This is a genomic window from Acinetobacter celticus, assembly GCF_001707755.1.
GTDB lineage: Bacteria > Pseudomonadota > Gammaproteobacteria > Pseudomonadales > Moraxellaceae > Acinetobacter > Acinetobacter celticus.
The window spans coordinates 380,426-404,362 of sequence record NZ_MBDL01000001.1; the positions used below are offsets into that span (position 1 = coordinate 380,426).

Sequence of the window (23,937 nt, forward strand, 5' to 3'; positions counted from 1 at the left end):
TTTACTTTATAAGAGTTATGCTTAAATGGCTACCTCTTTCCCCAACAACAGCGTTAAATGTTGTCGCGCAGCATCATCAATTTGCTGTTTATCAACCTTCACATACGCCACTTGCTGGTCAGACATCACCACGACCTCTTCAATACCACGAATTGCCAAAAGTTGAGAAGTCCATTCATCTGTTTGTTCACTTTCTGGCAAGCGCAACACCAGTGAAGACAAATAACGGGGCTGTGCTAAGCCAAAACTAATCAATAACCAAAGAATGGCAATGGCGGTTAAAATCCCCCACCCTATAGCGGTATTATTCAGCCCTAACAATTGACCGCCCAACATCCCGCCACAAAATGCACCTAAAAATTGGCTACTAGCGTTCACACCCATTGCGGTTGCTTTCGATTGAATCGGTGCCGCTTTAGACAACCAAGAGGGCAATAATGCTTCCATCACGTTAAAGGCAATAAAGAACAGCCCTAAGCCTGTTAACAAAAGATATTTAGATTGATAACCGAAAATTAAAACGGCAAGTCCTACAATAATACCGCCAATGGCTGTCAGGAAAATGCCACGCATTTTGCGATATTTTTCCGCCAAAATAATACTAGGGAAGGCAAAAAACAGGCTAATCACCAATAAAGGCAAATACACCAAGCCATGACTCGATAATGGAATTTTTGCAAAATCAATCAGCTGTGACGGCACATAAATAAACATAGCGGTCAGTAACAAATGCAGTGAAAAGACCGAAACATGCAAGCGATTTAAATTGCCCATCTTCAGTACTTGTTTCAACTGCGTCATGTAGCCTTGCTGAAAGTTGCGGTGATGACGCGTGACTTTTGGCACCAGAAGCAACGTGGCAATGGCTGCTAAGCCCATAATGGTGGTGACCCAAAATAAGCCTGAAATACCGACCAATCCTGTAAGCCACGGCCCGAGGCTAAATGCCACCACAAAAGACAATCCAATGCTCATGCCCATAATCGCCATGGCTTTGGTACGCTGTTCTTCACGGGTCACATCGGCAAGTAAGGCCATAACCACAGCAGAAACGGCACCGCCCCCTGCAATTGCACGGCCAATAATCACCCCATAAATGGTGTCTGACATGGCAGCCACTGCACCACCTAATGCAAACAATAACAGACCAATCACCACCAAAGGTTTACGGCTGTAACGGTCAGCAATTAAGCTAAATGGAATTTGTAAAATGGCCTGTGTTAAACCATATACCCCCACAGCAAGACCGATCAAAGCAGGTGTTGCATATTGATAAGACTGCCCTGCCACCGAAAATACTGGGATAATCATGAACAGGCCCAACATGCGCAATGCAAAAATACTGCTTAGGGCAAAAGTTGAGCGACGTTCTAAAGCATTCATCATATCAATAAGCGTAATTTAAAAGGGAAAATGGATGGAGATATCCTACATCATTCCAGATCACAGTGCTGATGTATTCGCCTCCTTGTACCAATAAAAAAGGGTGCATTTGCACCCTTTCATTCTCATGTTTTTTATGAAGCCAATATTAACTGTGCTGTGTTTGACGTTTTTTATATTGAATAGACGCAATCACGGCCCAGACAATTAATGCCACACCAATTAAACCCGTCACAACTTCAGGTACGTGCACGCCTGTACCGCTGGCCAACATAATAAATGCCAACGCACCAATGGCATAATGTGCGCCATGTTCTAAATACACATAGGCATCCAATGTGCCTTTGTCGACCAAGTAAATGGTCATTGAACGCACGAACATTGCACCAATGGCAAGGCCGAGCATAATAATCACCACATCCGAGGTAATTGCAAATGCACCAATCACACCATCAAAACTGAAAGAAGCATCTAATACTTCTAAATAAATAAAGCCACCGATACCCGCTTTAATTAAGCCAGTTGGTGCGCCATTGGCATCATGTCCAACTGCATTACCCTCTTCATCTACTTCAGGTTCACCACCTAACATGTGGCTGAGCACTTGTACGCCAACATAGACCACAATGCCCCAAATCCCTGCCATTGTTACAACTAAGCGTTTTGCTTCATCAATATTGGTCGCCATCACCAAAAGAGCAATCAGTGCAAGAAAAACTGACATTGCTGGAACATTGGCTAAATTTGCCAAACGGCGTTCTAACCAACGGAACCAATGGGTATCTTTCTCATCATCTAAAAAGAAATTCAAGAAAACTAACAATAAAAATGAACCACCAAAAGCCGCAATTTCTGCATGATGTGCCATTAGTTTGGCTGAATATTCAATTGGGTTATTCAGTGCCATTTTGACCACTTCAAACATGCCCATATCTGCAGTTACAGCCACAATCACAATTGGGAACACCAAACGCATACCAAATACAGCAACCACAATACCAACGGTTAAAAAGAGCATTTTCCAGAAATGATCCCAACCCCGTAGTACCGATGCATTGACCACAGCATTGTCAAATGAAAGTGACACTTCCATGACCGCTAAAATTGCGGTAATGGTCAGTGCAGTAATCATGGCTTGAACACCAGCATTGGGGCCATGGCTAAAGCCCCAATATGCTGCGATACCCAAACACACAATCGTAAAGATGATTGAGAAACCAAAATGTTTCATCATGAAAAATCGACCTTAGATAATGGAGTAGAAATATCCAATAAAAATATATAAAACAAAAATATACTGACGATCAACAAACTATTTAGCTGTTGATTCTATGTTTTTGCGCTAGGTCATTTTTACCAGAAAAAAGGACTTGAGCAGAATATGCAACGCAAGTCTGAATTTGAATGACCTAATTATGACGTTTTTTACTGACGATGCCAAAGGACTTCGTATGATTTTATAGAATCAGCGTGCCTGAATGATGGTGTGGAATATCTTCAACCCTAGAGTCTTGCTATAGTCCGTAGCGAATAAATTATTTTCTCTTTAGCTTTGTTATTCGGATCTATATTTATGCGCTTTTCCCAAGAAGTATGGCAACGTAATACTGCGTTATATCAAAAAACCTTAGCCCTGCCGTTTAACCAAGAACTGGCCCAAGGCACCTTAAGCAAATCGGCTTTTTGCCATTATGTTATTCAAGATTCACATTATTTATTGGCCTATGGACGTGCTTTAGCCGTCTGTGCCGCCAAAGCATTTGATGCCGATGATATCATTCAATTTTCAGAAGGCGCAAAAATTGCCATTGTGGTTGAGCGTAGCTTACACAATGATTTTATGAAAGAATTTGATATTTCGAAAACTCAATTTGAAAATACGCCACTGACCCTTGCCTGCCATCATTACACGTCATTTTTAACAGCAACGGCTTGGTCTGAAAGCTATCCTGTGGTTTTGGCATCGCTGCTTCCCTGCTTTTGGATTTATGCCGAAGTGGGTAAAGATATTGTAGGCAATTCTGTACCCAATAACCCCTACCAAGCATGGATTGATACCTATTCGGGTGAAGACTTCCATACGGCGGTACGCAACGTCATTGCAACCATTGATAAAGTTGCTGCCCGTTGTGATGCCGACACCCTAGAAAAAATGCATAAAGCCTATACCCGTGGTGCAGAATTAGAATGGTTGTTCTGGGAAAGTGCTTACCATCAACGCGGTTGGCCACTTTAATGCTTCGGCAGATTAATGCATAAAGTTTTGCCATGCATAAATCAAAATAGCTGTAGCAGCAATCCAACCTGCTGTAGCTACGCCCAAACACATCCACAAGGGGAGTTTTAACGCCAACAGATAGACCAAGAACAAGTAAATAAAATAAGGAATTAAAGACCATAGACCAAATAATGCCGTTTGACGTAGTGACTCTGCACCTTTTTCTTGTGTAACAATGACATGTGCAATTAATGCAAAAGTGGAACCAGACCTGCAAGATAAAATGCCTTACTTTTAGAAAATATCGAAATCACCAGTACCGCAACAGCACCTAACATACATTTCAAAAATAAAGACAACATATTCACAAATCCAACAGCAAAAGCTTTAAGCAACTAAGCTTATGCCAATCGTGCTCCCTAAAACACATTTAGCGCAATTAAAGCAATCAATGCCGGCATCGCCTGAATATAAAGAATCTTTTTACTGGCTGTCATTGCACCATAAAGACCCGCCACCAAAACACAGCCTAAAAAGAAATTGGCGAGTTGAATGGCAAAGGGTGCAGATGCAAAGAGTGACCAAATCAATCCTGTGGCTAAAAAACCATTATATAAACCCTGATTCTGTGCCAAAACTTTGGTGAGTTTTGCCTTTTCAGCCGTATTGCCAAAGGCTTTCATTCCTAAAGGTTTATCCCACAGGAACATTTCTAAAATTAAAAAATAAAGATGTAAAATTGCAATAATAGCAATCAGAACCTGAGCAACGAGCATGTGATTTCCTTTTTATTTTTCAGACCATATTTTGCATTTTAGCCATGAATCAGTCGAAATACTGAATTTTGACATTTAAATTTCTGACTTACAGGTATAAAAAACATCATCACCACCCGTTTATTTTAAATCCTGAACTGAGCCGACATAAAATGTCGTTAAAAAATAAATTAATACAGCTTGAACAATTTTAAATCGCTATCATATATAACTCTTCATTTGTACAATTTCGAGAAAGCTTTATGAGTCAAAGTCATATCCGTATTCGAGGCGCACGTACCCATAACTTAAAAAATGTGTCACTCGATATTCCACGCGACAAGTTCGTGGTCATTACGGGACTTTCAGGCTCTGGAAAGTCGTCACTGGCCTTTGACACCTTATATGCAGAAGGCCAACGCCGTTATGTCGAATCCCTGTCTGCCTATGCGCGCCAATTCCTTTCGCAAATGGAAAAACCAGAAGTCGATTCCATTGAAGGCTTAAGCCCTGCAATTGCCATTGAACAAAAATCAACCAGCCACAACCCACGTTCAACTGTGGGCACAATTACTGAAATTTACGATTATTTACGTCTATTGTATGCACGAGTCGGAACCCCGTATTGCCCAGAACATGACTTGCCAATGGTGGCGCAGACGGTATCTGAAATGGTCGATGCCGTTAAAGTATTAGAAGAAGGTACGGCACTGATGCTACTTGCACCAGTGGTACGCGACCGTAAAGGTGAATACACCGCTTTATTTGAACAGTTACAAGGTCAGGGTTTTGTCCGCGCACGGGTCGATGGTGAAATTATCGAAATTGAAACCCCACCCGAATTAGACAAAAAGAAAAAACACACCATTGAAGTGGTGGTTGACCGCTTTAAAGTCCGTGAAGACTTAGGCAACCGTATTGCAGAAAGTTTTGAAACTGCCTTACGTTTGGGTGGCGACATTGCCGTTTTGTCATGGATGGACGGCGAACAAAATGACCGCACCTTCTCTGCCAAGCACTCGTGCCCTGAATGTGAACGCGCTGTCGGTGAACTTGAACCGCGCCTGTTTTCCTTTAACAACCCGTTTGGTGCCTGCCCTGTTTGCGATGGTTTGGGCACACGTAGCCATTTCAGTGCGGATAAACTAATTCCAAACAATGAAGTATCGATTAGCCAAGGGGCGATTCGTGGTTGGGACAGACAACGTCCGTATTACTACAGCATGATTGAAAAAGTCGCAGCACATTTTGGCTTTTCTTTAGATACGCCGTGGCATGAGCTGGATGCTGAAACCAAAAAGAAATTTCTTTATGGCACGGGCAAAGACAAAATTGATTTAAGTTACATTGATGAACGTGGTCGTTCGCATAAACGTGTGCAACCTTTTGAAGGGATTTTGCCTCATTTAGAACGTCGCTACCGTGAAACCGAAAGTAATTATGTTCGTGAAGATTTAGCACAGTATTTATCCAATGCGGCTTGCGATGCCTGTGACGGCTCACGTCTAAATGAAATTTCGCGTAATGTGAAAATTTTAGATAAAACCATCGCGCAAATTACTAAAATGTCGATTGGTGATGCAGAGCAGTATTATCAAGATGTGCATCTAGAAGGTGCAAAAGGCGAAATTGGCGATAAAATTTTTAAAGAAATTCGCGAACGCCTGCACTTCCTCGTTTCAGTCGGTTTGAACTATTTAAGTTTATCGCGTTCCGCTGAAACCCTGTCTGGCGGTGAAGCACAGCGGATTCGTCTGGCGTCGCAAATTGGTGCAGGCTTAATGGGGGTGATGTACGTTTTAGATGAGCCCTCAATTGGTTTACATCAGCGGGACAACGACCGACTACTTGAAACACTGGTACGCTTACGTGACCTTGGTAACACCGTTTTAGTGGTTGAGCATGATGAAGATGCCATCCGTGCCGCCGACCATATTATTGATATTGGCCCCGGTGCAGGTATTCATGGCGGTCACATTATTGCTGAAGGCACTTATGAAGAAATTTTGGCTAACCCGAACTCACTCACAGGACAATATCTTTCAGGTAAGCTGAAAATTGCCATTCCTGAAGTTCGGACACAACCACCTAAACCTGAAGAACAAATCAAGTTGATGGGGGCTGCTGGGCATAACCTAAAAAATGTCGACTTGATCATTCCAATGGGTGTTATGACCTGTATAACAGGTGTTTCAGGTTCAGGGAAATCTACTCTGATTAACCGTACCCTATTGCCACTGGCAGCCACCCAACTGAATGGTGCAACAACGTTAACTGCTGAAAAATTTGACTCGATTGATGGTCTGCAATTTTTAGATAAAGTGGTTGATATTGACCAAAGCCCAATTGGTCGTACACCGCGTTCTAACCCTGCAACCTACACTGGTTTATTCACCCCGATCCGTGAATTATTTTCACAAACCCAAGAAGCCAAAGCACGTGGTTATGCTGCAGGACGTTTCTCATTTAATGTCAAAGGCGGACGCTGTGAAGCCTGTGAAGGCGACGGGATGATTAAAGTCGCCATGCATTTTTTACCCGATATGTATGTGCCTTGTGATAACTGTCATGGCAAGCGCTATAACCGCGAAACGCTAGAAGTGAACTATAAAGGCAAAAACATTTCCGATGTCTTGGAAATGACTGTTGAAGATGCCATGCATTTCTTCGATGCCATTCCTGTAATTCACCGCCGTTTAGAAACTTTATATCAAGTAGGTTTGGGTTATATCCGTTTGGGTCAATCTGCCACGACACTGTCTGGGGGTGAGGCACAACGGGTAAAATTAGCACGTGAACTGGCCAAGCGCGATACAGGCAAAACGCTCTATATTTTAGATGAGCCAACCACAGGTCTGCATTTTCATGACATTGCAAAACTGCTCGACATTTTGCATGAGCTACGCAACAAAGGTAATACCATTGTGGTGATTGAGCACAATTTAGATGTGATTAAAACCGCAGATTGGATTGTAGACTTAGGCCCTGAAGGTGGTGCGGGTGGCGGGATGATTATTGCCGAAGGTACACCTGAAGAGGTTGTTAAATCCAAAGTTTCACATACTGCGAAGTTTTTGAAAGCGTTATTGAAGTAAGAATAGAAGGGCTCGAAAGAGCCCTTTTTTAGTTATCTAATCTAAAAATAAGAAAATCCATATAACTTTTATAAAATTCATCTGCTTGTGCTTTTTCATTATAAATTTCAGTAATTACGTTACTAATCTGTTTACCTAACTCAGAGTCTTTTTCTCGTTCTAATACTTTTTTAACAATATAACTACTATGTATTGAGTCAAATCTTGAATCCTGAGATATTTCATCAAATAACATTTTTTCCCAATCTTCGTTACTTGCCTTCTTCACAGACAATTCATCTTTATTACTCCATCCTTGTTTAACATAAATGTGAAAGATTGCATCAATTAAATGAGGTAGTTTTTCTTTATCTAATTCGTAAGTTTCTATGAATTTTTTAAATATGGGTCTTACTTCTCCAAAACTTTCATGTATGCGGAAAGTAGATTGGGGTTTTTCCATTTTTTCCTTGAGCCAGTCAATAATCTCTTGTTCTAAAGCGGTAACATCTTTTGCAAAAAGTTCTAATACTTGTAAAGCAAAGCTCAGATTACCTAAGTTCTCCAAACCAATAACTCTTCTAGTTTTTTCATAAAAAATTTCTGGAAATTTTTTATTAACTTGAAGCCCCCAAAAATCTTCACAACACTTATGAAAATCGCCCTTAATTTTATTATTCCGTTCTGAAATCAACGTAGAATTTGCTAAATCATTCAATAAAGTAAAATCTAGCTCACCTACTTGATCAAACCATTTTTTAAACTCAGTAAGCCATTCGTCAGAGCGAATAAAATAGTAGGAAATCGTCCGTAGAGCTTCATAAGTTTTAGTTTTTCGCCCAGACCAATCCTTTTGCCTTTCCTCGATGACCAATTTGATATCTCCCTATTTAAACTCAAATTTTTCTCCAAAATCCTCAATAAAATATCCTTGCAAAATTCTAATTAAAATAATTTCCTTCGTTGACTCTGCAACTACTTCTGGTAATTTTGCTCTAAATTTTCTATATAGATTTATAGCTTTTTGGAAAAATCTAAAATTATGAATTTCCAAACCATCTGCAAATTTCACCATTAATTCAATCAAAGGCTCATCTATATCTTTTGTATTTGCACGAATCAAAGGTTCTACGGAAGTAATTTTTATTTCTTCATCGATTAACTTTTCTTTGTATTCAGCATATTTACTTTTATTTTCACCTTCTGCTTTTGACTCATCAAGAATTAAAATAACCTGACAATTTTTCTCTAATTTGAGTTGATTCGCCAAGCCCATAACATCTTTAATATCTAACTTATTCGACATCCGTTCAAAATCGTCAAAACAAATAATTGCGTCTTTAACTTGGTTAAAAAGCAAATTATCTATAAGTTTTACAGGAGCATTTATACCTAACTGCGTAACACGTGTATCCTTAAAAATTGAAGGCAAACTCTTTAACCATCTAGGAACCTCTATTGGTAAATGATGATTTTCAATATTGCTATAAATTTGGGTTTTTAAATCACTCAATGACTCTATACCAAACAATGAAATATAGGCATATTTTCTTTTTGAAAGAACATTATCAGAATCACTCACCCTAATATCTTCTAATAACTTATTCCAAAAATATGTTTTTCCAACACCCCATGAACCAGTAATTGCTATTGCACTACCAACTTTATCATTTGTAATATTATGCTCAAGGTGTTCTTGTAAATACTTTATTTTTTCTAATAGATTCATAAATACCTTAATTTTATCAACTCGAAACCGTATTCTTTCCTTTTGCCTTGGCTCGAAACAAAGCTTCATCTGCTTTGGCTAAAAGCCCCATCCAACTTCCTGCACCGACAGCCACTCCTGCACTAATGGAAACCTGTATACGTTCAAAGTTTTCTGGCTGAAAAACGTCAGACTTCGCGACACTCTTACGAATTTTTTCTGCAATTTTTAATGCTGTTGCTATACTGATATTTTCAATTAAAACCAAAAATTCATCACCGCCATAGCGCACCAACAAATCAGATGTCTTCACAGATTCTTTTAAAGACTCTGCCACCGCCTGAATAACTAAATCACCTGTAATATGCCCATAACTATCATTTACCTGTTTAAAATTATCAATATCAATAATAATTAAACATGACTGCTGAAATTGGGCTGACTGGTTCTCTAGCATTTTAATGTATTCATCTAAAGCAAAACGGTTGGCAACCCCCGTTAACGAATCTGAATGAGCAACATGCTTTAACTGAAATTCCAATGCTTCACGTTGTTGCAATTTTTTTTGTACTCGACCAATCGCATCAAAAATATTCGCCCCCTGTTTACGTTTATTGACTTGTACAGACCGATCTTCAAATTGAGCCAAGGCAAACAATTGTTCTCTTGCTAGAATTAAAGGTTCAAAGACCCATTTTTTTGCATAAATCATCGTGAGCAAAATGGTGAATAATGAAACCAGTAAAATTAAAATGGCATAAATTAATTCTTTTCTGGCATATTCCTGTTCAATTTGTGCACTATGCACGCTGTACTCTAAAATATAGTTTTGTAAATCAATGACCGATGTGAACTTATTCAACATAGCTTCGGTTAATTGTGGCCCAATCATCCGATAAGATTGACCTTTTAAGCTTTCATTAATTAATTCATTAATAAGAGGCAATGCCTGATCTAAAAATTCAGTTTTCACCCGTTGATGCAAAACCTGAAATTCAGGCGTTTTGTCCTGCTCTGGTTGAACAATATGCACCAATTCCCATAAATACTGCGCTTGGCGCTGCGTTTGCAAAGAGCGAGCTAAGTTTTCATTAGGTACCGTTTCATTAAAAGTGACTGCTGCCATAATATTCGAGGCCGCGCGCCCTGCTTGATCTCTCAAATCAGCCAATAAGAAAATCAAAGTATAGTTACTTGAAAATATTGAATTTTTCCCTTTAGATTGCTCAATCACATGTTGTAGAACATCATGGCTTTTATCCCATGCCTTAAACATGGCAGAAATAGCCCCATCTAATTGTTGCATTTTCCTGTGCTTACTCGGTACAGCCACATAATCATCGACTGCTTGACGTCCGAGTATTAAAGTAGGAATAAATTGTTGTTGGAGTTCCTGAGCCGCGAGCTCAAAACCCGTTTCATTCAGTACATCTATTGTTTGTTGGATGTGAATATCCACATCTTTTCGATATTTTTCTAAAGCTTCTTGACTCTTAAAATGCTCATTCCACACACTGGACATTACATTATTTGCAGGGGCGCGTTCTCTAGACACTTTATTGACCAGTTCAGCCACCATTTTTAAGCTCTGAATTTCTAACAGTACTTCTGAACTTTTTTGATAATCGCGATAGTTATTCAATATCAACGGTAAACTCATCAGCACCACTGAAAAAACAATAATCAACATCGCCAACCATAAGCGGTGGCTAATATGTTCCGAGCGTAAAGCACTCATAATAATTTTTACGCCCCATCATCAAATCAACCAACGCTCAAAAGAGCAAAATTTCGACATTTTTTATTACAGTAGTAGACTATATCAATAAATTATAAATTGATCACAATTAGTGCAATTTCTTTTCTATTGTTCACATATTTATTCATAAGGCTGGAATGATTGCGCATCTGCTTTTAATTTTCAATATATTTCAAATAGATAAAAATATTAATCATTTTTTAGTTATGCTTTTAATAAATTATTTACACGCGCTACAATTTAGTGCATAATGCACCACATTAGGGCATTATAAAATTTTCCTCAGCAGAAATTTTAGATTATCCGAAAGTTTTGGCTAAAAGACCTCAGTTTTGAATAAAAACTGGGGTTTTTTTTAGATTTATTTTTTTTCTTATTTTCTAATTTATATTAAAGCACCATTATTGTGCGTTATTTAAATTACTTTCTGTATTTCAGACTAATAACTGTACAAAATTCTCTTCATTTACTCCTACCTACCTAATTTTGGATAAAAAAAAGCCCAACTTTGGGGAAAGCTGGGCCGATAAAACAAAACTTGTGGAGTATCTGTCATTGGTCACATAATTGTATGTGTAACCGAATCTGATCAACAGATTATGGTAAAAATTGTAAAATAAGTAAAGTTAATTAATCTACTTTTATTGTGATAAAAATCACACTTAAAATGATTTGTGTTAATTTACAAATCCTATAAATACATAAATGAATATTTAATAAGCTAATTCTATTATTTTATTGCCAAAATCTAACTATTGTTCTTTAAATGGCAAACTACTGCACGTTTTTCACACCAAAATTAATTATCGCTAAATTGTTATTTCAACTAAAAATAAAATATCAATCGTTTATTACAATCAATAAATACTCATTTTTTCCCGTTTATTTACTTATTTTTGAATAAAAAGGTTGCACAGAGTCCTTGTTCTGAATCAACTTTTTTAAGGTTGACATGATTTTCTCTTTTCAGTGTTCTTTTGGCTAAAGAATAAACAAAAATAACTACCTCAAAATAATCACTTAAAGATCATTGACTTAATGATTTGTTACAATACAATGCCCAATGTTTAATCCATTTGCAACATAACTGGTAACTATTATGAAAAAACTCGGTTTAGCCACTGCTTTATTATTAGCCATGACCGGTGCTCAAGCATACCAATTCGAAGTACAAGGTCAATCTGAGTACATCGACAACACAGTAAATGACAAAAACTTTACTGGTGCGGTACAAGGCACTTATTACTTCAAAAATGTTGACTCTTCTAAAGGTCCATTGGCTGAAGCAGCATTTTTAAACCAAGCTTCTAACGTTTCTGTTGCTTATAACTATGGCGAATATGACGTTGATGCTGATGATAGCGACTTCGTAGCTCATACTTATGGTGCTAAAGCTGAAGCTTATATTCCGACTAAATTTGTTCCTGCATACGTAAGTGCTTCTTATAACCATACTAAACTTGATGGTAAAGGCGGTGAAGCGGATGATCAAGGCGACCGTTATGCATTAGAACTTGGTGCTGTTGTTGCTCCTAACTTCTTGGTTGCGGTAGGTTATACTAGCGTTGCCGACCAAGCTTCTTTAGACGCTTTCAACATCATGAATAACGGTGTTGCTAAAGCTGCTTTAGAATCAGCGACTATTAACGATGACCAAGACGCAATCACTGCACGTACTAAATATGTTGGCGCAATTGACGGCACTAACATGGCGATTGGTTTTGAAACTGGTTTAGTTTACGGTGAACAGACTGCTTATAACCTAGGTACAACTCTTTTCGTTACACCTAAATTAAGCGTTAACGCATCTTACATGAAATCTAACTTTACTGAATCACCTAACTCAGCTTGGGGTACGAACGTAAACTACTTCATTACTCCTGCTGTTGCAGTTGGCGCATCTTATGTAAATGCTAATGCTGAAAAAGGTTCTGTATACGATACAGAAACTGTTGGCGTAAATGCAAAATTCCGTTTCTAATTTATTTTAGAAATCGAATATAAAAAAGGACGCTTAAAGCGTCCTTTTTTTATTGCTTAGATTCTCAGATGAAGTACAACCATCTATTCAGGTAGTCGTACTAAATTTAAAAAGTGCAGATGACGTTCATATTGATCAATAATATCCTGTAGCAAATCGTCTTGCGTCCATTCCATCACATCATAATTTTGACCGCCTTCTTTTAAAAAGACTTCTGCTTGATAATATTCGGCATGTTCAGCCTGTAAATCTGCCATAAAACTGGGTGGGACAATGTCACGCGAGATCACCTGATAAATAAAGTTAATTTCATTATGATGATCTACTCGAAGCTCCAGCCCTTCTTCAAGCTGAACAATGGCTACGGTTAATTCACGGCGCTTAAATTCACGTTGAATACTGTTAAACGACTGCAACACCTGTTCTTGAATAAATTGCTCAACCTCTGCTTTACTATGTGGGTAATGCATAATCAACCCCAACCGTTGTTGCCAACTACGCGGATTTTTAATGGCTCTAGGGGTAATTCGTGCATCCTGTAAAGCATGCATTTTAACGACATCTAAACGCAGTGCCCGTAGCAAGCCCCAACAAATAAAGAGCATAATAAAGGTAAAAGGTAAGGCGCTCAGCATTGTTGCAGACTGTAGCGCACTCAGGCCACCTGCCAACAGTAATACAATTGCCAAAAGCGCCATGAGCACTGTCCAAAATAGACGTTGCCAAATTGGCGAATGTTCAGATTTAGCAGTTAGATAGTCCGTCACCAGTGCACCAGAGTCGGCAGAAGTCACAAAAAAGAGCATGACTAATAAGGTCGCCAGTACGCTCATGGCGCCAGAAAATGGCAAGCTATGTAAAAATTCAAATAAGGCAACAGAAGAATCACGTTGCACGGCAGCCATCAATCCCGTATTGGCTTCGTGTAAAATACTGTACAGGGCAGCATTACCCATAAAGCCCATCCAAATCAAGGTAAAACCTGATGGAATGAGCAATACCCCGACAATGAATTCACGAATACTTCGTCCTTCCGAAACCCGCGCAATGAACATGCCGACAAAGGGTGACCATGAAATCCACCATGCCCAGTACATAATCGTCCAACCACCAATCCAACCATTGGGTTGATAAGCATATAGATTAAAAGTCATACTGAATAAATTGGACATATACTGCCCAGAATTTTGAATGGTGGTTTGCAGTAAATAAATACTTGGGCCTGCAAAGAAAACAAACAGCAAAAGCACCAAAGCCAAAACTAAATTGAGTTCAGACAGCCTTTTAATCCCTTTATCTAAACCTAAAAAGACCGATAACGATGCCATCGTACTAACCACAATGATTAAAATCACTTGGGTATGTGCGGACTGTTCCACTCCAAATAAGTAATTCAGACCTGAATTGATTTGTGTCACACCAAAACCCAGTGTGGTTGCCACACCGAATACGGTACCAATCGTGGCAAAAGTATCGACAGCATCACCAATGGGGCCATAAATTTTCTGACCAATCAGAGGATAAAGTGCTGAACGAATTTTTAAAGGTAGGTTGTGACGATACGCAAAATAAGCCAACGATAAACCCACAATGGTATAAATGGCCCAAGCATGTAGCCCCCAATGAAAAAAGGTAACACGCATAGATTGTTGAGCCGCATTTATCGTTTCAGGATCTCCGACCGGTGGAGACACATAATGCATGATGGGTTCAGCAACGCCAAAAAACATCAGACCAATACCCATACCTGCGGTAAACAACATGGCAAACCAAGAGGTATTACGATAAGAAGGTTGACTGTGCTCAGGTCCAAGCTTAATTTTACCCATGTCCGACATGGCGATATAAATCAGTAAGATCAGAAAAACCGCGACAGATAAAACATAGAACCAGCTAAAAGAATCTGTAACCCATTGATTTAGCTGTTTGGTGATTAAATCAAATGAATTGGGTGCCAGTATGACAATGACCAGAAATACACCAATTAAAATGACCGTACTAAGAAACACGTTGGGATTCACATTAGAATACCAAGATGTCTGTTTGGAAGACATAAAGACCCCATCTTGATTATTTTGTTTATCAGACAGACCCGAAGGTCAAGAAGTATTCACTGGGTGTGAACAAAAAGAAGAGTTCAGTAAAAAAGAAAAACTCAAAGCCATCATAAATTAATGATAAAAATAAGTACGTTAGACTCCTGTTACTTTCTCGTAACAGACATTAGTCCTTTTCATCCTTCGGTTCTGGCAAATGCGCAACATAATGTAGTGCAATTAAGCGCGATACAACCAGTGCCAAATACATGACCCCGCAGAACATTTGTAGCATCGCCAATACCCGTGCAGGTGCACTCGCTGGCATTAAATCTGAGAGCCCTGTCGCAGATTGCAAACTGAAGCTAAGGAACAGCAAATCAAGCCAAGCTTGTGGGCCTGATACATCTGGATTTTCAAAACTACCTGGATAAATTTGTTGGCACACGCTATATAAAAAAGCAAATCCCCACGCGATTAAGGTAAAAACGGCACCTGCAGCGAATAATTCATCTTTGGTTAAGTAACGGTCTGCAAACATATAACGGAGTAAACCATAGGCAGCACTGAAGTAGGCCAAAGCTTCAAAACTATGGGCAATAATTTGAATACGTGGGTCTGTCGCTCCCAAAATAATGAGTGTGGAAAAAAATACGGCTCCTCCCACAAAAATTAGGCCCAAAATTGTGAACATTGGCGTATGTCGAATAACCTTGGCAATTAACAGAAGTACCAACACACCTAATACCCAAAGCAATGCACGATAAGCCGAACTGTTATTAGGTACTGCGGTTAAAATTAAAATTAGAACCTGAAGCAACAAAAGCCACGCAGATGGTAGCAAACGAAAACCTTTCCAAAAATCGATCACTGCTTGCATGTATACATTCCAATAGCTACGGCTTGTGAGGACACAGTCTTATTCATTTTTTGAGCGCACATTTGAAAATGTCGCACGATGATAAAATAAGCCCATTTTTATTGTTCTTGGCTTTTAACTTAGCATGATGCTGATCGGCATAGACATTATTTTGTATCTACATTGCAAGAGATATGCGTTGCCTTATCATGCGCTCACATTTTCTATCAGACTCTTTTCACTGGATCGTTTCTACCCAATTTTTCTGATCTTCATGTTTTATCTTCTATGAACATAAAAAAAGCTCCTTACGGAGCTTTTTTTTGACTGAATCAACAGATTAGTGATCTGATGCGCCAGAGATACCAATACCAGTTTGTGAACGTACAAACTGAGCATCAAATGCTTTACGTTCTGCTTGCGCCTGCGCTGAATTATCAGTTACAGAGAACAACCAGCAGCAGATGAACGCCAATGGCATCGCAAAAATTGCAGGGCCATTGAATGGGTTAACTGGTGTTTCAGAAATACCCAATGTATCGACCCAAACTGCTTTAGATAAGATAATGAGGGTTACTGCTGTAACTAGACCAGCGACACCACCAATGACAGCTCCACGCGTTGTTAAGCCTTTCCAGAACATTGAAAGTACAAGCACTGGGAAGTTTGCACACGCAGCAACTGAGAATGCCAAACCAACCATGAAGGCAACGTTTTGCTTTTCAAATACAATACCTAAAATCATTGCAAAGATCGCAAGACCTAAAGTTGCAATTTTAGACATGCGAAGTTCAGATTCAGGGGTCGTTTGACCTTTTTTGAATACGTTAGCATACAAGTCATGTGAAATTGCTGAAGCGCCAGACAATGTCAAACCAGCTACAACCGCAAGAATTGTTGCGAATGCGACTGCTGAAATGAAGCCCATGAACAAGTCACCGCCTAAAGCATCAGACAAGTGAACTGCAGCCATGTTATTACCACCAACAAGCTCTAGCTTGCCAGTAACCGCCATTTTAGCAACATCAAGGAATTGTGGGTTGTTCGATACATAAAGGATCGCACCAAAACCAATAATGAACGTTAAAAGGTAGAAGTAACCAATGAAACCTGTTGCAACAACTACTGATTTACGTGCTTCCTTTGCATCTTTTACTGTGAAGAAACGCATCAAGATATGTGGCAGACCCGCTGTACCAAACATCAAGGCTAAACCAAGTGAGATCGCATCAATTGGGTTGGCTGCCAGTTTACCAGGGCCCATGATATTGCCCGCGTCTGCTAAGCTGACATCATGTACTTTCGCGAATACGTCAATTGCTTGAGAGAACATTTCAGAGAAGCTAAAGCCCACACCTTTCATTACCATGAAGGCCATGAACGTTGCACCAGACAAAAGCATCACAGCTTTAATAATCTGTACCCAAGTCGTTGCCAACATACCGCCGAAGATTACATAAGCCATCATAAGAAGGCCAACAATCACAACTGCAATATTATAGTTCAAACCAAATAATAATTTGATGAGCTGACCTGCACCAACCATCTGAGCGATTAAGTAGAATGCAACCACAACAAGCGAACTTACTGCAGCAAGGGTACGCACTGGTTTTTCAGCCAAACGGAATGACACCACGTCAGATAAGTTAAACTTACCTAAGTTACGCAGACGTTCTGCTACCAAGAACAATACAATTGGCCAACCGACCATGAAGCCCAATGAATACAGCAAGCCGTCAAAGCCTGAGCTGAATACCATTGCGGAAATACCCAAGAATGACGCAGCTGACATATAGTCACCCGCAATTGCCAAACCATTTTGGAAACCAGAAATACCACCGCCCGCTGTATAGAAGTCAGCTGTACTTGTGGTTTGTTTTGCCGCCCATTTGGTAATAAGTAGCGTAAAGCCGACAAAAATTGCGAACATAATAATGGCATGCCAGTTGGTCGCTTGCTGTTCAGCTGCGCCTAAATCTGGGCTTGCCATTGCCATGCTTGACATCAATAGTGCTGGTATGGCTAGTGCCTGTGCTTTCAATGAATTCCATTTCATCTTAGTGCGGTCCTTTTCCTTGAGTAATCGCTTCAACTTCACGCATTGCTTCTTCATTTAATGCATCAAGTTTGTTGTTCGCAATATACGAATACACACCACACAAAAGAAAAGACAGTACAATAATGCCTAGACCCAGTGGAATACCAATCGTCGTTACGCCACCACTCACTGAAGTCATTAAAAATTCTTTGTTATAGCCAACCAAAAGCATAAAGCCTACATAAACGATCAACATGATAATTGTGAGCGTCCAGCTTAATTTACTTTTTCTACTGACCATTTCTTTAAATTTTGGATTTTGTAGAATACGCTCTACCTGTGTCTCATCCATAACTCTACTCCTGTCATCGCCCAACCATGGGCGCATTTTTTTAATTTGAATTATTTCGCTGTTAACGTTACCAATCTTGTGGGGTATTTGTAATTTAGACTTTGGTCGTTAAATTTTGATCAACTTCCATCACATTCTGACGGATAGGTTATCATAAGCCCAAGATTATACTGCTCTGGGTCATATGAACAGCTGGCTTATCATGGGGGTACTGGCCCTCTATATTGCACTTTTATTTATTTGCGCTTTCTTTGGCGAAAAACATGCCAGCCGACTAAGTACCCGTGGTCGTATGCTTTTGTTTAGCTTAACACTTGGGGTGTATTGTTCATCTTGGACATTTTACGGCGCAACTGGGGCTGCAGTTCGTGAAGGCATTATTTTTCTACCCATTTATTTAGGCCCCTTATTATTTGTGGCACTGGGTTATGATATTTGGCGTCGCCTAGGTCGCGTCCGTCAACATCATGCTATTTCATCCATTGCCGATTTTGTCGCTGCCCGATACGGTAAAAGTGGGCCTTTGGCGTCTTTAGTGACTATTTTGGCCGTCATTGCCATTATTCCCTATTTGGCCTTACAACTTCGCGCCATTGCACTCAGTGCGACTGTCATTTTAGAACCCACAGCAGGAATTTCAGGCACCACCAATGGTGTGCTGTTTCTGACTGGTATTTTAGCGATTTTGGCCATGATGTTCGGCACACGACAAATTGCCAATACAGAACAACATGGTGGTCTGATGTTGGCCGTCGCATTTGAGTCCTTTGTGAAACTCTTTGCTTTACTGGCTGTGGCATTTTTCTTTGTTTTTGAAGCGCCCGAAAATATCCACCAAATTAGTGCCGACATTAGCTCAACGTTTCATGATGTTCAGTTGTTTGGCGTACCTGAAAGCTTTTGGGTTCAAACGCTTTTAGCCGCACTGGCCATTATTTGCTTGCCTCGCCAATTCCACGTTGCAGTGGTAGAACTGCGTGATGAAAAGCATATTCGGGGTGCCCGACGCTGGTTTGCCGTTTATCTGATTTTAACCATTATTGCCATTATTCCAATTGCCAGTTGGGCTCTACATGCCGCCCCTGAGTATTTGGCGATTCCTGATGTTGCAGTGCTGTCTCTGCCATTAAGCTATAACCAAGATTGGTTAACCTTACTGGCCTTCTTAGGGGGCTTTTCAGCGTCTACAGGCATGTTATTGGTCTCATCTGTCGCTTTGTCCATTATGCTCAGTAATGACTTAATCATGCCTGCACTCTGGCGCACCAATTTACTGTCGCGTCATGACAAGCGCTTACCCCTGGTCCTTAAATTTACTCGACGCGTATGTATTTTAGCGGTCATGCTATTGGGCTTTTTGTTCTTCCATTTCTTCAATGATATTAATCAACTGTCTGTCTTTGGTTTATTGGCCTTTAGTGCTGTCGCACAATTTTCGCCCGCATTAATTGGGGGCTTGTACTGGCGTGGTGGCAGTAAACAAGGGGTTTATGCAGGGCTATTAACAGGATTTACCCTCTGGGCCTATACCTTATTGCTACCAACCATATTACGCAGTTTGCCCGAACAATTTAAATCTTATACCGAAAGTTTCTTAAATTTAGGTCCTTTAGGCATTGGCTGGCTTCGCCCAGAAGCGCTGTTAGGGTTTGAGTCTTTTGCCGCCTTGACCCATGGCGTCGTTTGGTCATTGGGCTTAAATATTATTTTATTCATTTGGGTGTCTCGAATTTTTCGCCCCAGTATTGCTGAACAAATTCAAGCTGAAAGTTTTTTCTATTACGAAACCAAACCCTTACCATCGCATAACACCACAAGTGAGATTAATTATTTACATCATGATGTGGCACGCTTAAAAGTCGGTGATTTAATTACACTTGCCAAACGTATTACTGGTGAAGATGCGGCCACTCGTGCCTTTCAGCAGTTTTGTCTACAAAATAATGTCAACCTGAATGAAAACAGCAGTGCCAATGGGATGTGGTGGCGATTTACCGAGCAGTACTTGGCAGGCACGATTGGCGCAGCCTCTGCGCGCACTCTATTGACCACGGCAATGGTGAATAATGGTTTGGCATTGGGTCAAGTCGCCAATATTCTGGATCAAGCGTCGCAATGGCAACGTTTTAACCAAAATCTAATTATGACCATGATTGACCACATGACCCAAGGGGTGAGTGTGGTCGATGAAAATATGTGTCTGGTGGCTTGGAATAATCAGTACTTAAAGCTATTTGATTACCCAAAAGATATTGTCTATGTCGGTTGCCCGATTGCAGACTTAATTCGTTATAACGCAGAACGTGGTGAATGTGGCCCTGGTTCGGTCGAAGAACATGTACGTAAGCGCATTCACTGGATGCAACTCGGTAGTTCACACGAATTTGAACGCATCCGTAAAGATGGTCGCGTGATTCAAATGCGGGGTAACCCCATTGAAGGTGGTGGTTTTGTGACCACTTTTGCCGATATTACCGCTTTCCGTGAAAATGAGGCAGTCCTTGAAGGACGAGTGCAAGATCGGACGCAACAATTGGCAAATGCCTTTGCAGAACAACAATTGGCACGGGAAATTGCCGACAAAGCCAATATGTCTAAAAGTCGCTTTATTGCGGCAGCCAGTCATGACTTACTGCAACCAATGCACGCTGCACGCCTATTTAGTACCGCGCTAGAACAAAGTGTACAAAGCGAAGAAGACCGTAAAACCCTGCAACAACTGGATCGCGCATTACATGGCGCAGAAAGCATGCTCTCTGCCCTACTGGATATTGCGCGTTTGGAAGGTGGCACCATTCAACCCAAACGCCAATCTTATCCACTGCATGATTTACTGAGTGATTTAGAACTCCAATTTAAATCGATTGCGGCACAACGGAATATCAAATTTAGTGTGCATGATGCTCAGTTCTGGATAGACACAGACCCACAATGGATTCGTCGTATTATTCAAAACTTTGTGAGTAATGCACTACGCTACACCGCACGTGGCCGAGTCGTTGTTGGCGTATTACGTTCTGCTCGCCGGCCCAACCACATCCGAATTGGGGTTTGGGACACTGGCCCAGGCATTGCAGAAGAACAACGCATTAAACTGTTCCAAGAGTTTGAACGTTGTGGCCATACTTCACCGTGGGGTGAGCAAGGTCTAGGGCTAGGTTTAGCCATCGTACAACGAATGACCAGCCTGCTTAATTACCCAGTGCATGTCTATTCAGAACAGGGGAAAGGCTCTTGCTTTATGATTGATGTGCCGATTGTAGAAGCACCGAAAATTACAGCAGTGCCGATCCAAGCCGTTCCATTAAAAACCAAGGCCTATAAAATATTGTGCTTAGACAATGATGAAACCATTTTAGAAGGTATGTCGACGCTACTGACCAAATGGGGCTATCAAGTGTTTAAAGCCACAGAACCTGAGCAAGCACTTGAAATGATTGAACAGGAAAATATTCAAGTCTGGTTGGTCGATCAACACTTAAACAACCATAAAATGGGCTTAGACTTTATTTTGGCAAATCGCCAAGAAAAAGTGCCTGTGGCCTTAATTACCGCGGATTCAGACCCTGAATTGCCACAACAATTGAAGGAATTAAATATCGTGTTACTTAGAAAACCCTTAAAACCGGCTTCACTGCGATCTTGGTTGTCTGGTTTAAAAATTTCAGAGCACTAAATTGGCTTAAAATTTGTAATGCAAAAGCACATTTCAGTCACATGAAATGTGCTTTTTTTATACACATAAAATCTATTCGATTACCTTCATTGCAATTTATTTTCAAGCATAGGCGAAATACTTCAAAAAGTAGCCTTTCAAGGCAAAAACAAATGACCAAAAAGATCAAAATAACTTTGCCTATGGCAAAAGCTCACCGTTACTTAAGTGAACATTTGTATACTTAGTTACAATTTCAAAAAGCATTGTTTTAAATAACAATATTATAATCAAAAATGCAAAATAGAACTTTAGTCGTATATTTATTCACCTGCATTTCGCTCTAAAAATAGATCATGAAACGGTCAGTTTCTTGCAGCCTTAAAAGTGCATACTCCTTTTCAGAACTGAGGCTGATCTGAATGCATCAATCGGAGTTTAATATGAATATTTTTGAAACTGTTCCCCATGGTATCCACCGAACACAACAATTTCATCGCGAATATGGGGCAAATGCCATGTTGCCCGCAATTCAATGGGCCGATGTATTTAAATTCAGCAAGCTGAATGATACCCATCTGCAAGCCCTCGAGACGCTCTATCAAAGTGCCGTACCTTTGGCTTTACAAGTATTTGATGAGCTTGAGTTTGATGTTTTTGCACCCTCTGCCTATGAACCTCATGGCTTAGGTTTGTTTGATCGCTTAGCCCAGCAGGAAGAAAATTTACTCAGCCGTTTAGAAGCTGAATCTAAAGATCTAGATGACAATACCCGTCACCAAATTTGGAGTATGTTACTTCGTGGTGGTGCTGTCTTGGTCTTTAAAGCGTGGCTAGGCAAAGTAAAAACGGGACAAGACCAGCTAGACACCTCACAGTTCGATGAATTGTCCGATCTATTGTTTATTAAAAATTCACCTTTTGAATTGGCTGAACGCCTAGGTATTAACAGCCATTCATTACAAGACCATATCTTTTTAATGTATGGCAATGATGTCTATTTAGATCGGTTCAATAGTCTAGAAACCGCAGCCTTATTTGTCGATTTAGGTGTATATGATGCAGCCTTTCTCAGCCTACGTGATGACCACGTCGCAGACTACTTAAAGAGCAAAGGTTATGTCACGGCAGATCAAATTGATGAATTACAATGTGCTTTAAACCCACTGTTTTGCACCGACTTAACCCCTAAGCAAAACTATATTGCATAAACCATCATATATAAACGTAAAAAGACCTCATAAGAGGTCTTTTTTATCACTAATTTTGGCTTAGATTTTCTTTTCATCAATATTTAAAGCATTAATTGCCAATACAGCCTGTGTACGGTTTTGCACGCCTAATTTACGGAAAATTGCAGTCACATGGGCTTTAATCGTCGCCTCTGAAACATCGAGTTCATAAGCAATTTGCTTATTTAGCAAGCCTTCCGCCACCATCATCAACACACGAAATTGTTGTGGTGTTAACGACTGAATACGTTCAGCCAAGGCTGTTTCGTCTGCAGCACGCGGGTCAAAATTCATGTTACTTGGGAAATTAGGCGGCAACCAGATTTCACCTTCCAAAACATGACGAATAGCTTCGCCAATATGACTTGGATGTGCAGATTTTGGAATATAACCCATTGCCCCATGTGCAATAGCACGCTGGATAATAGAGGTTTCTTCGTGAGCAGAAACCACAACAATCGGAAGTGATGGATGTTGTGCACGCACATGAACTAGTGCAGAAAAACCAGAAGCACCTGGTAAATTTAAATCCAACAAGACTAAATCTGGTTCTGGACCTTTTTCTAGACGTTCATAAAACTCATTTACTGCAGCCGTTTCATGAATTTGGGCTTGTGGTAAACTATAACGCACAGCTTGAATTAAAGCATGACGAAACAGCGGATGATCATCAACGATTAGTATGTTCATAAGCAGCGTGAAAGATCTTGTGCACAGTAAGCCTATTCTAACCACACATGGGGCTTGAAGGATACGCAAGTTATAACTATTTTTTAATTAATATGCAGATTAACCATACAAAATATTCGGTTTTGATTTTTTTCTTTTATTGTTCAATTTAAATCATTTTTTGATATAAATTTTATCTGGCTGTATAAAATTACTTA

Annotated in this window: 16 protein-coding genes and 1 pseudogene; 5 read left to right on the forward strand and 12 right to left on the reverse strand. The window is 40.0% G+C overall.

Annotation, left to right across the window (positions count from 1 at the left end):
• Positions 1 to 21: 21 nt before the first annotated feature.
• A complete protein-coding gene (locus BBP83_RS01810) occupies positions 22 to 1,386 on the reverse strand; it encodes an MFS transporter (RefSeq protein ID WP_068885700.1) in 1,365 nt (454 codons plus the stop codon).
• Between the two features lie 145 nt (positions 1,387 to 1,531).
• Complete coding sequence (locus tag BBP83_RS01815) at positions 1,532 to 2,617, reverse strand: DUF475 domain-containing protein (protein WP_068885701.1); 1,086 nt, start codon at positions 2,615 to 2,617, stop codon at positions 1,532 to 1,534.
• A gap of 339 nt (positions 2,618 to 2,956) precedes the next feature.
• On the opposite strand from BBP83_RS01815, the gene tenA reads away from it, so the two are divergent.
• Positions 2,957 to 3,619, forward strand: coding sequence for a thiaminase II (gene tenA, locus BBP83_RS01820; protein WP_068885702.1), 663 nt, complete (start codon positions 2,957 to 2,959; stop codon positions 3,617 to 3,619).
• A gap of 12 nt (positions 3,620 to 3,631) precedes the next feature.
• Here the strand turns inward: tenA and BBP83_RS01825 are convergent.
• Both BBP83_RS01825 and BBP83_RS01830 read right to left on the reverse strand, forming a co-directional pair.
• Positions 3,632 to 3,963 (reverse strand): annotated as a pseudogene (locus BBP83_RS01825) (GlpM family protein).
• Positions 3,964 to 4,020: 57 nt separating this feature from the next.
• Complete coding sequence (locus BBP83_RS01830; protein WP_068885703.1) at positions 4,021 to 4,377, reverse strand: DUF1304 domain-containing protein; 357 nt, start codon at positions 4,375 to 4,377, stop codon at positions 4,021 to 4,023.
• A gap of 242 nt (positions 4,378 to 4,619) precedes the next feature.
• On the opposite strand from BBP83_RS01830, the gene uvrA reads away from it, so the two are divergent.
• Positions 4,620 to 7,451, forward strand: a complete 2,832-nt coding sequence (uvrA, locus tag BBP83_RS01835; protein ID WP_068885704.1) for an excinuclease ABC subunit UvrA — start codon at positions 4,620 to 4,622, stop codon at positions 7,449 to 7,451.
• Between the two features lie 28 nt (positions 7,452 to 7,479).
• Here uvrA and BBP83_RS15625 read toward each other — a convergent pair whose 3' ends face one another.
• Genes BBP83_RS15625 through BBP83_RS01845 form a run of 3 tightly spaced genes read right to left on the reverse strand, consistent with a single transcriptional unit; the run spans position 7,480 to position 10,876 of the window.
• On the reverse strand, positions 7,480 to 8,304 hold the full coding sequence (locus BBP83_RS15625; RefSeq protein WP_342669280.1) for a hypothetical protein: 825 nt from the start codon (positions 8,302 to 8,304) through the stop codon (positions 7,480 to 7,482).
• A gap of 12 nt (positions 8,305 to 8,316) precedes the next feature.
• Entirely contained in the window at positions 8,317 to 9,159 is an 843-nt protein-coding gene (locus tag BBP83_RS15630; RefSeq protein ID WP_342669281.1) for a P-loop NTPase fold protein, read from the reverse strand.
• A gap of 16 nt (positions 9,160 to 9,175) precedes the next feature.
• On the reverse strand, positions 9,176 to 10,876 hold the full coding sequence (locus BBP83_RS01845) for a GGDEF domain-containing protein (RefSeq protein WP_068885705.1): 1,701 nt from the start codon (positions 10,874 to 10,876) through the stop codon (positions 9,176 to 9,178).
• Positions 10,877 to 11,996: 1,120 nt separating this feature from the next.
• Between BBP83_RS01845 and omp33-36 the strand changes: the two genes are divergently transcribed.
• Entirely contained in the window at positions 11,997 to 12,878 is an 882-nt protein-coding gene (gene omp33-36, locus BBP83_RS01850; RefSeq protein WP_068885706.1) for a porin Omp33-36, read from the forward strand.
• An 83-nt stretch (positions 12,879 to 12,961) separates the two neighbouring features.
• On the opposite strand, the gene BBP83_RS01855 is transcribed toward omp33-36, so the two are convergent.
• The 4 genes from BBP83_RS01855 to BBP83_RS01870 form a co-directional block, all read right to left on the reverse strand.
• Entirely contained in the window at positions 12,962 to 14,932 is a 1,971-nt protein-coding gene (locus BBP83_RS01855) for a BCCT family transporter (RefSeq protein ID WP_068885707.1), read from the reverse strand.
• 169 nt (positions 14,933 to 15,101) lie between these two features.
• Positions 15,102 to 15,794, reverse strand: a complete 693-nt coding sequence (locus BBP83_RS01860) for an ion channel (RefSeq protein WP_068885708.1) — start codon at positions 15,792 to 15,794, stop codon at positions 15,102 to 15,104.
• A 319-nt stretch (positions 15,795 to 16,113) separates the two neighbouring features.
• Positions 16,114 to 17,829, reverse strand: a complete 1,716-nt coding sequence (locus BBP83_RS01865; RefSeq protein ID WP_068885709.1) for a cation acetate symporter — start codon at positions 17,827 to 17,829, stop codon at positions 16,114 to 16,116.
• A gap of 1 nt (position 17,830) precedes the next feature.
• Positions 17,831 to 18,163 carry a DUF485 domain-containing protein gene (locus BBP83_RS01870; RefSeq protein WP_068885710.1) on the reverse strand — a complete coding sequence of 111 codons (333 nt, stop codon included), beginning with the start codon at positions 18,161 to 18,163 and terminating at the stop codon, positions 17,831 to 17,833.
• A 184-nt stretch (positions 18,164 to 18,347) separates the two neighbouring features.
• On the opposite strand from BBP83_RS01870, the gene BBP83_RS01875 reads away from it, so the two are divergent.
• The gene (locus BBP83_RS01875; protein ID WP_068885711.1) at positions 18,348 to 21,839 is read left to right on the forward strand and encodes a hybrid sensor histidine kinase/response regulator; all 3,492 of its coding nucleotides are present in this window, start codon (positions 18,348 to 18,350) and stop codon (positions 21,837 to 21,839) included.
• A gap of 422 nt (positions 21,840 to 22,261) precedes the next feature.
• Positions 22,262 to 23,029 carry a hypothetical protein gene (locus BBP83_RS01880; protein ID WP_068885953.1) on the forward strand — a complete coding sequence of 256 codons (768 nt, stop codon included), beginning with the start codon at positions 22,262 to 22,264 and terminating at the stop codon, positions 23,027 to 23,029.
• A 60-nt stretch (positions 23,030 to 23,089) separates the two neighbouring features.
• On the opposite strand, the gene BBP83_RS01885 is transcribed toward BBP83_RS01880, so the two are convergent.
• Entirely contained in the window at positions 23,090 to 23,740 is a 651-nt protein-coding gene (locus BBP83_RS01885) for a response regulator (RefSeq protein ID WP_068885712.1), read from the reverse strand.
• Positions 23,741 to 23,937 lie beyond the last annotated feature (197 nt).

Coding starts and splice junctions, on each gene's coding strand:
- BBP83_RS01810 (WP_068885700.1), bottom strand. CDS start 1,386: ATGATGAATGCTTTAGAACGTCGCTCAACTTTTGCCCTAAGCAGTATT.
- BBP83_RS01855 (WP_068885707.1), bottom strand. CDS start 14,932: ATGTCTTCCAAACAGACATCTTGGTATTCTAATGTGAATCCCAACGTG.
- uvrA (WP_068885704.1), top strand. CDS start 4,620: ATGAGTCAAAGTCATATCCGTATTCGAGGCGCACGTACCCATAACTTA.
- BBP83_RS01880 (WP_068885953.1), top strand. CDS start 22,262: ATGAATATTTTTGAAACTGTTCCCCATGGTATCCACCGAACACAACAA.
- BBP83_RS01870 (WP_068885710.1), bottom strand. CDS start 18,163: ATGGATGAGACACAGGTAGAGCGTATTCTACAAAATCCAAAATTTAAA.
- omp33-36 (WP_068885706.1), top strand. CDS start 11,997: ATGAAAAAACTCGGTTTAGCCACTGCTTTATTATTAGCCATGACCGGT.
- BBP83_RS01815 (WP_068885701.1), bottom strand. CDS start 2,617: ATGATGAAACATTTTGGTTTCTCAATCATCTTTACGATTGTGTGTTTG.
- BBP83_RS01860 (WP_068885708.1), bottom strand. CDS start 15,794: ATGCAAGCAGTGATCGATTTTTGGAAAGGTTTTCGTTTGCTACCATCT.
- BBP83_RS01830 (WP_068885703.1), bottom strand. CDS start 4,377: ATGCTCGTTGCTCAGGTTCTGATTGCTATTATTGCAATTTTACATCTT.
- BBP83_RS01885 (WP_068885712.1), bottom strand. CDS start 23,740: ATGAACATACTAATCGTTGATGATCATCCGCTGTTTCGTCATGCTTTA.
- BBP83_RS01845 (WP_068885705.1), bottom strand. CDS start 10,876: ATGAGTGCTTTACGCTCGGAACATATTAGCCACCGCTTATGGTTGGCG.
- BBP83_RS01875 (WP_068885711.1), top strand. CDS start 18,348: ATGAACAGCTGGCTTATCATGGGGGTACTGGCCCTCTATATTGCACTT.
- tenA (WP_068885702.1), top strand. CDS start 2,957: ATGCGCTTTTCCCAAGAAGTATGGCAACGTAATACTGCGTTATATCAA.
- BBP83_RS01865 (WP_068885709.1), bottom strand. CDS start 17,829: ATGAAATGGAATTCATTGAAAGCACAGGCACTAGCCATACCAGCACTA.
- BBP83_RS15630 (WP_342669281.1), bottom strand. CDS start 9,159: ATGAATCTATTAGAAAAAATAAAGTATTTACAAGAACACCTTGAGCAT.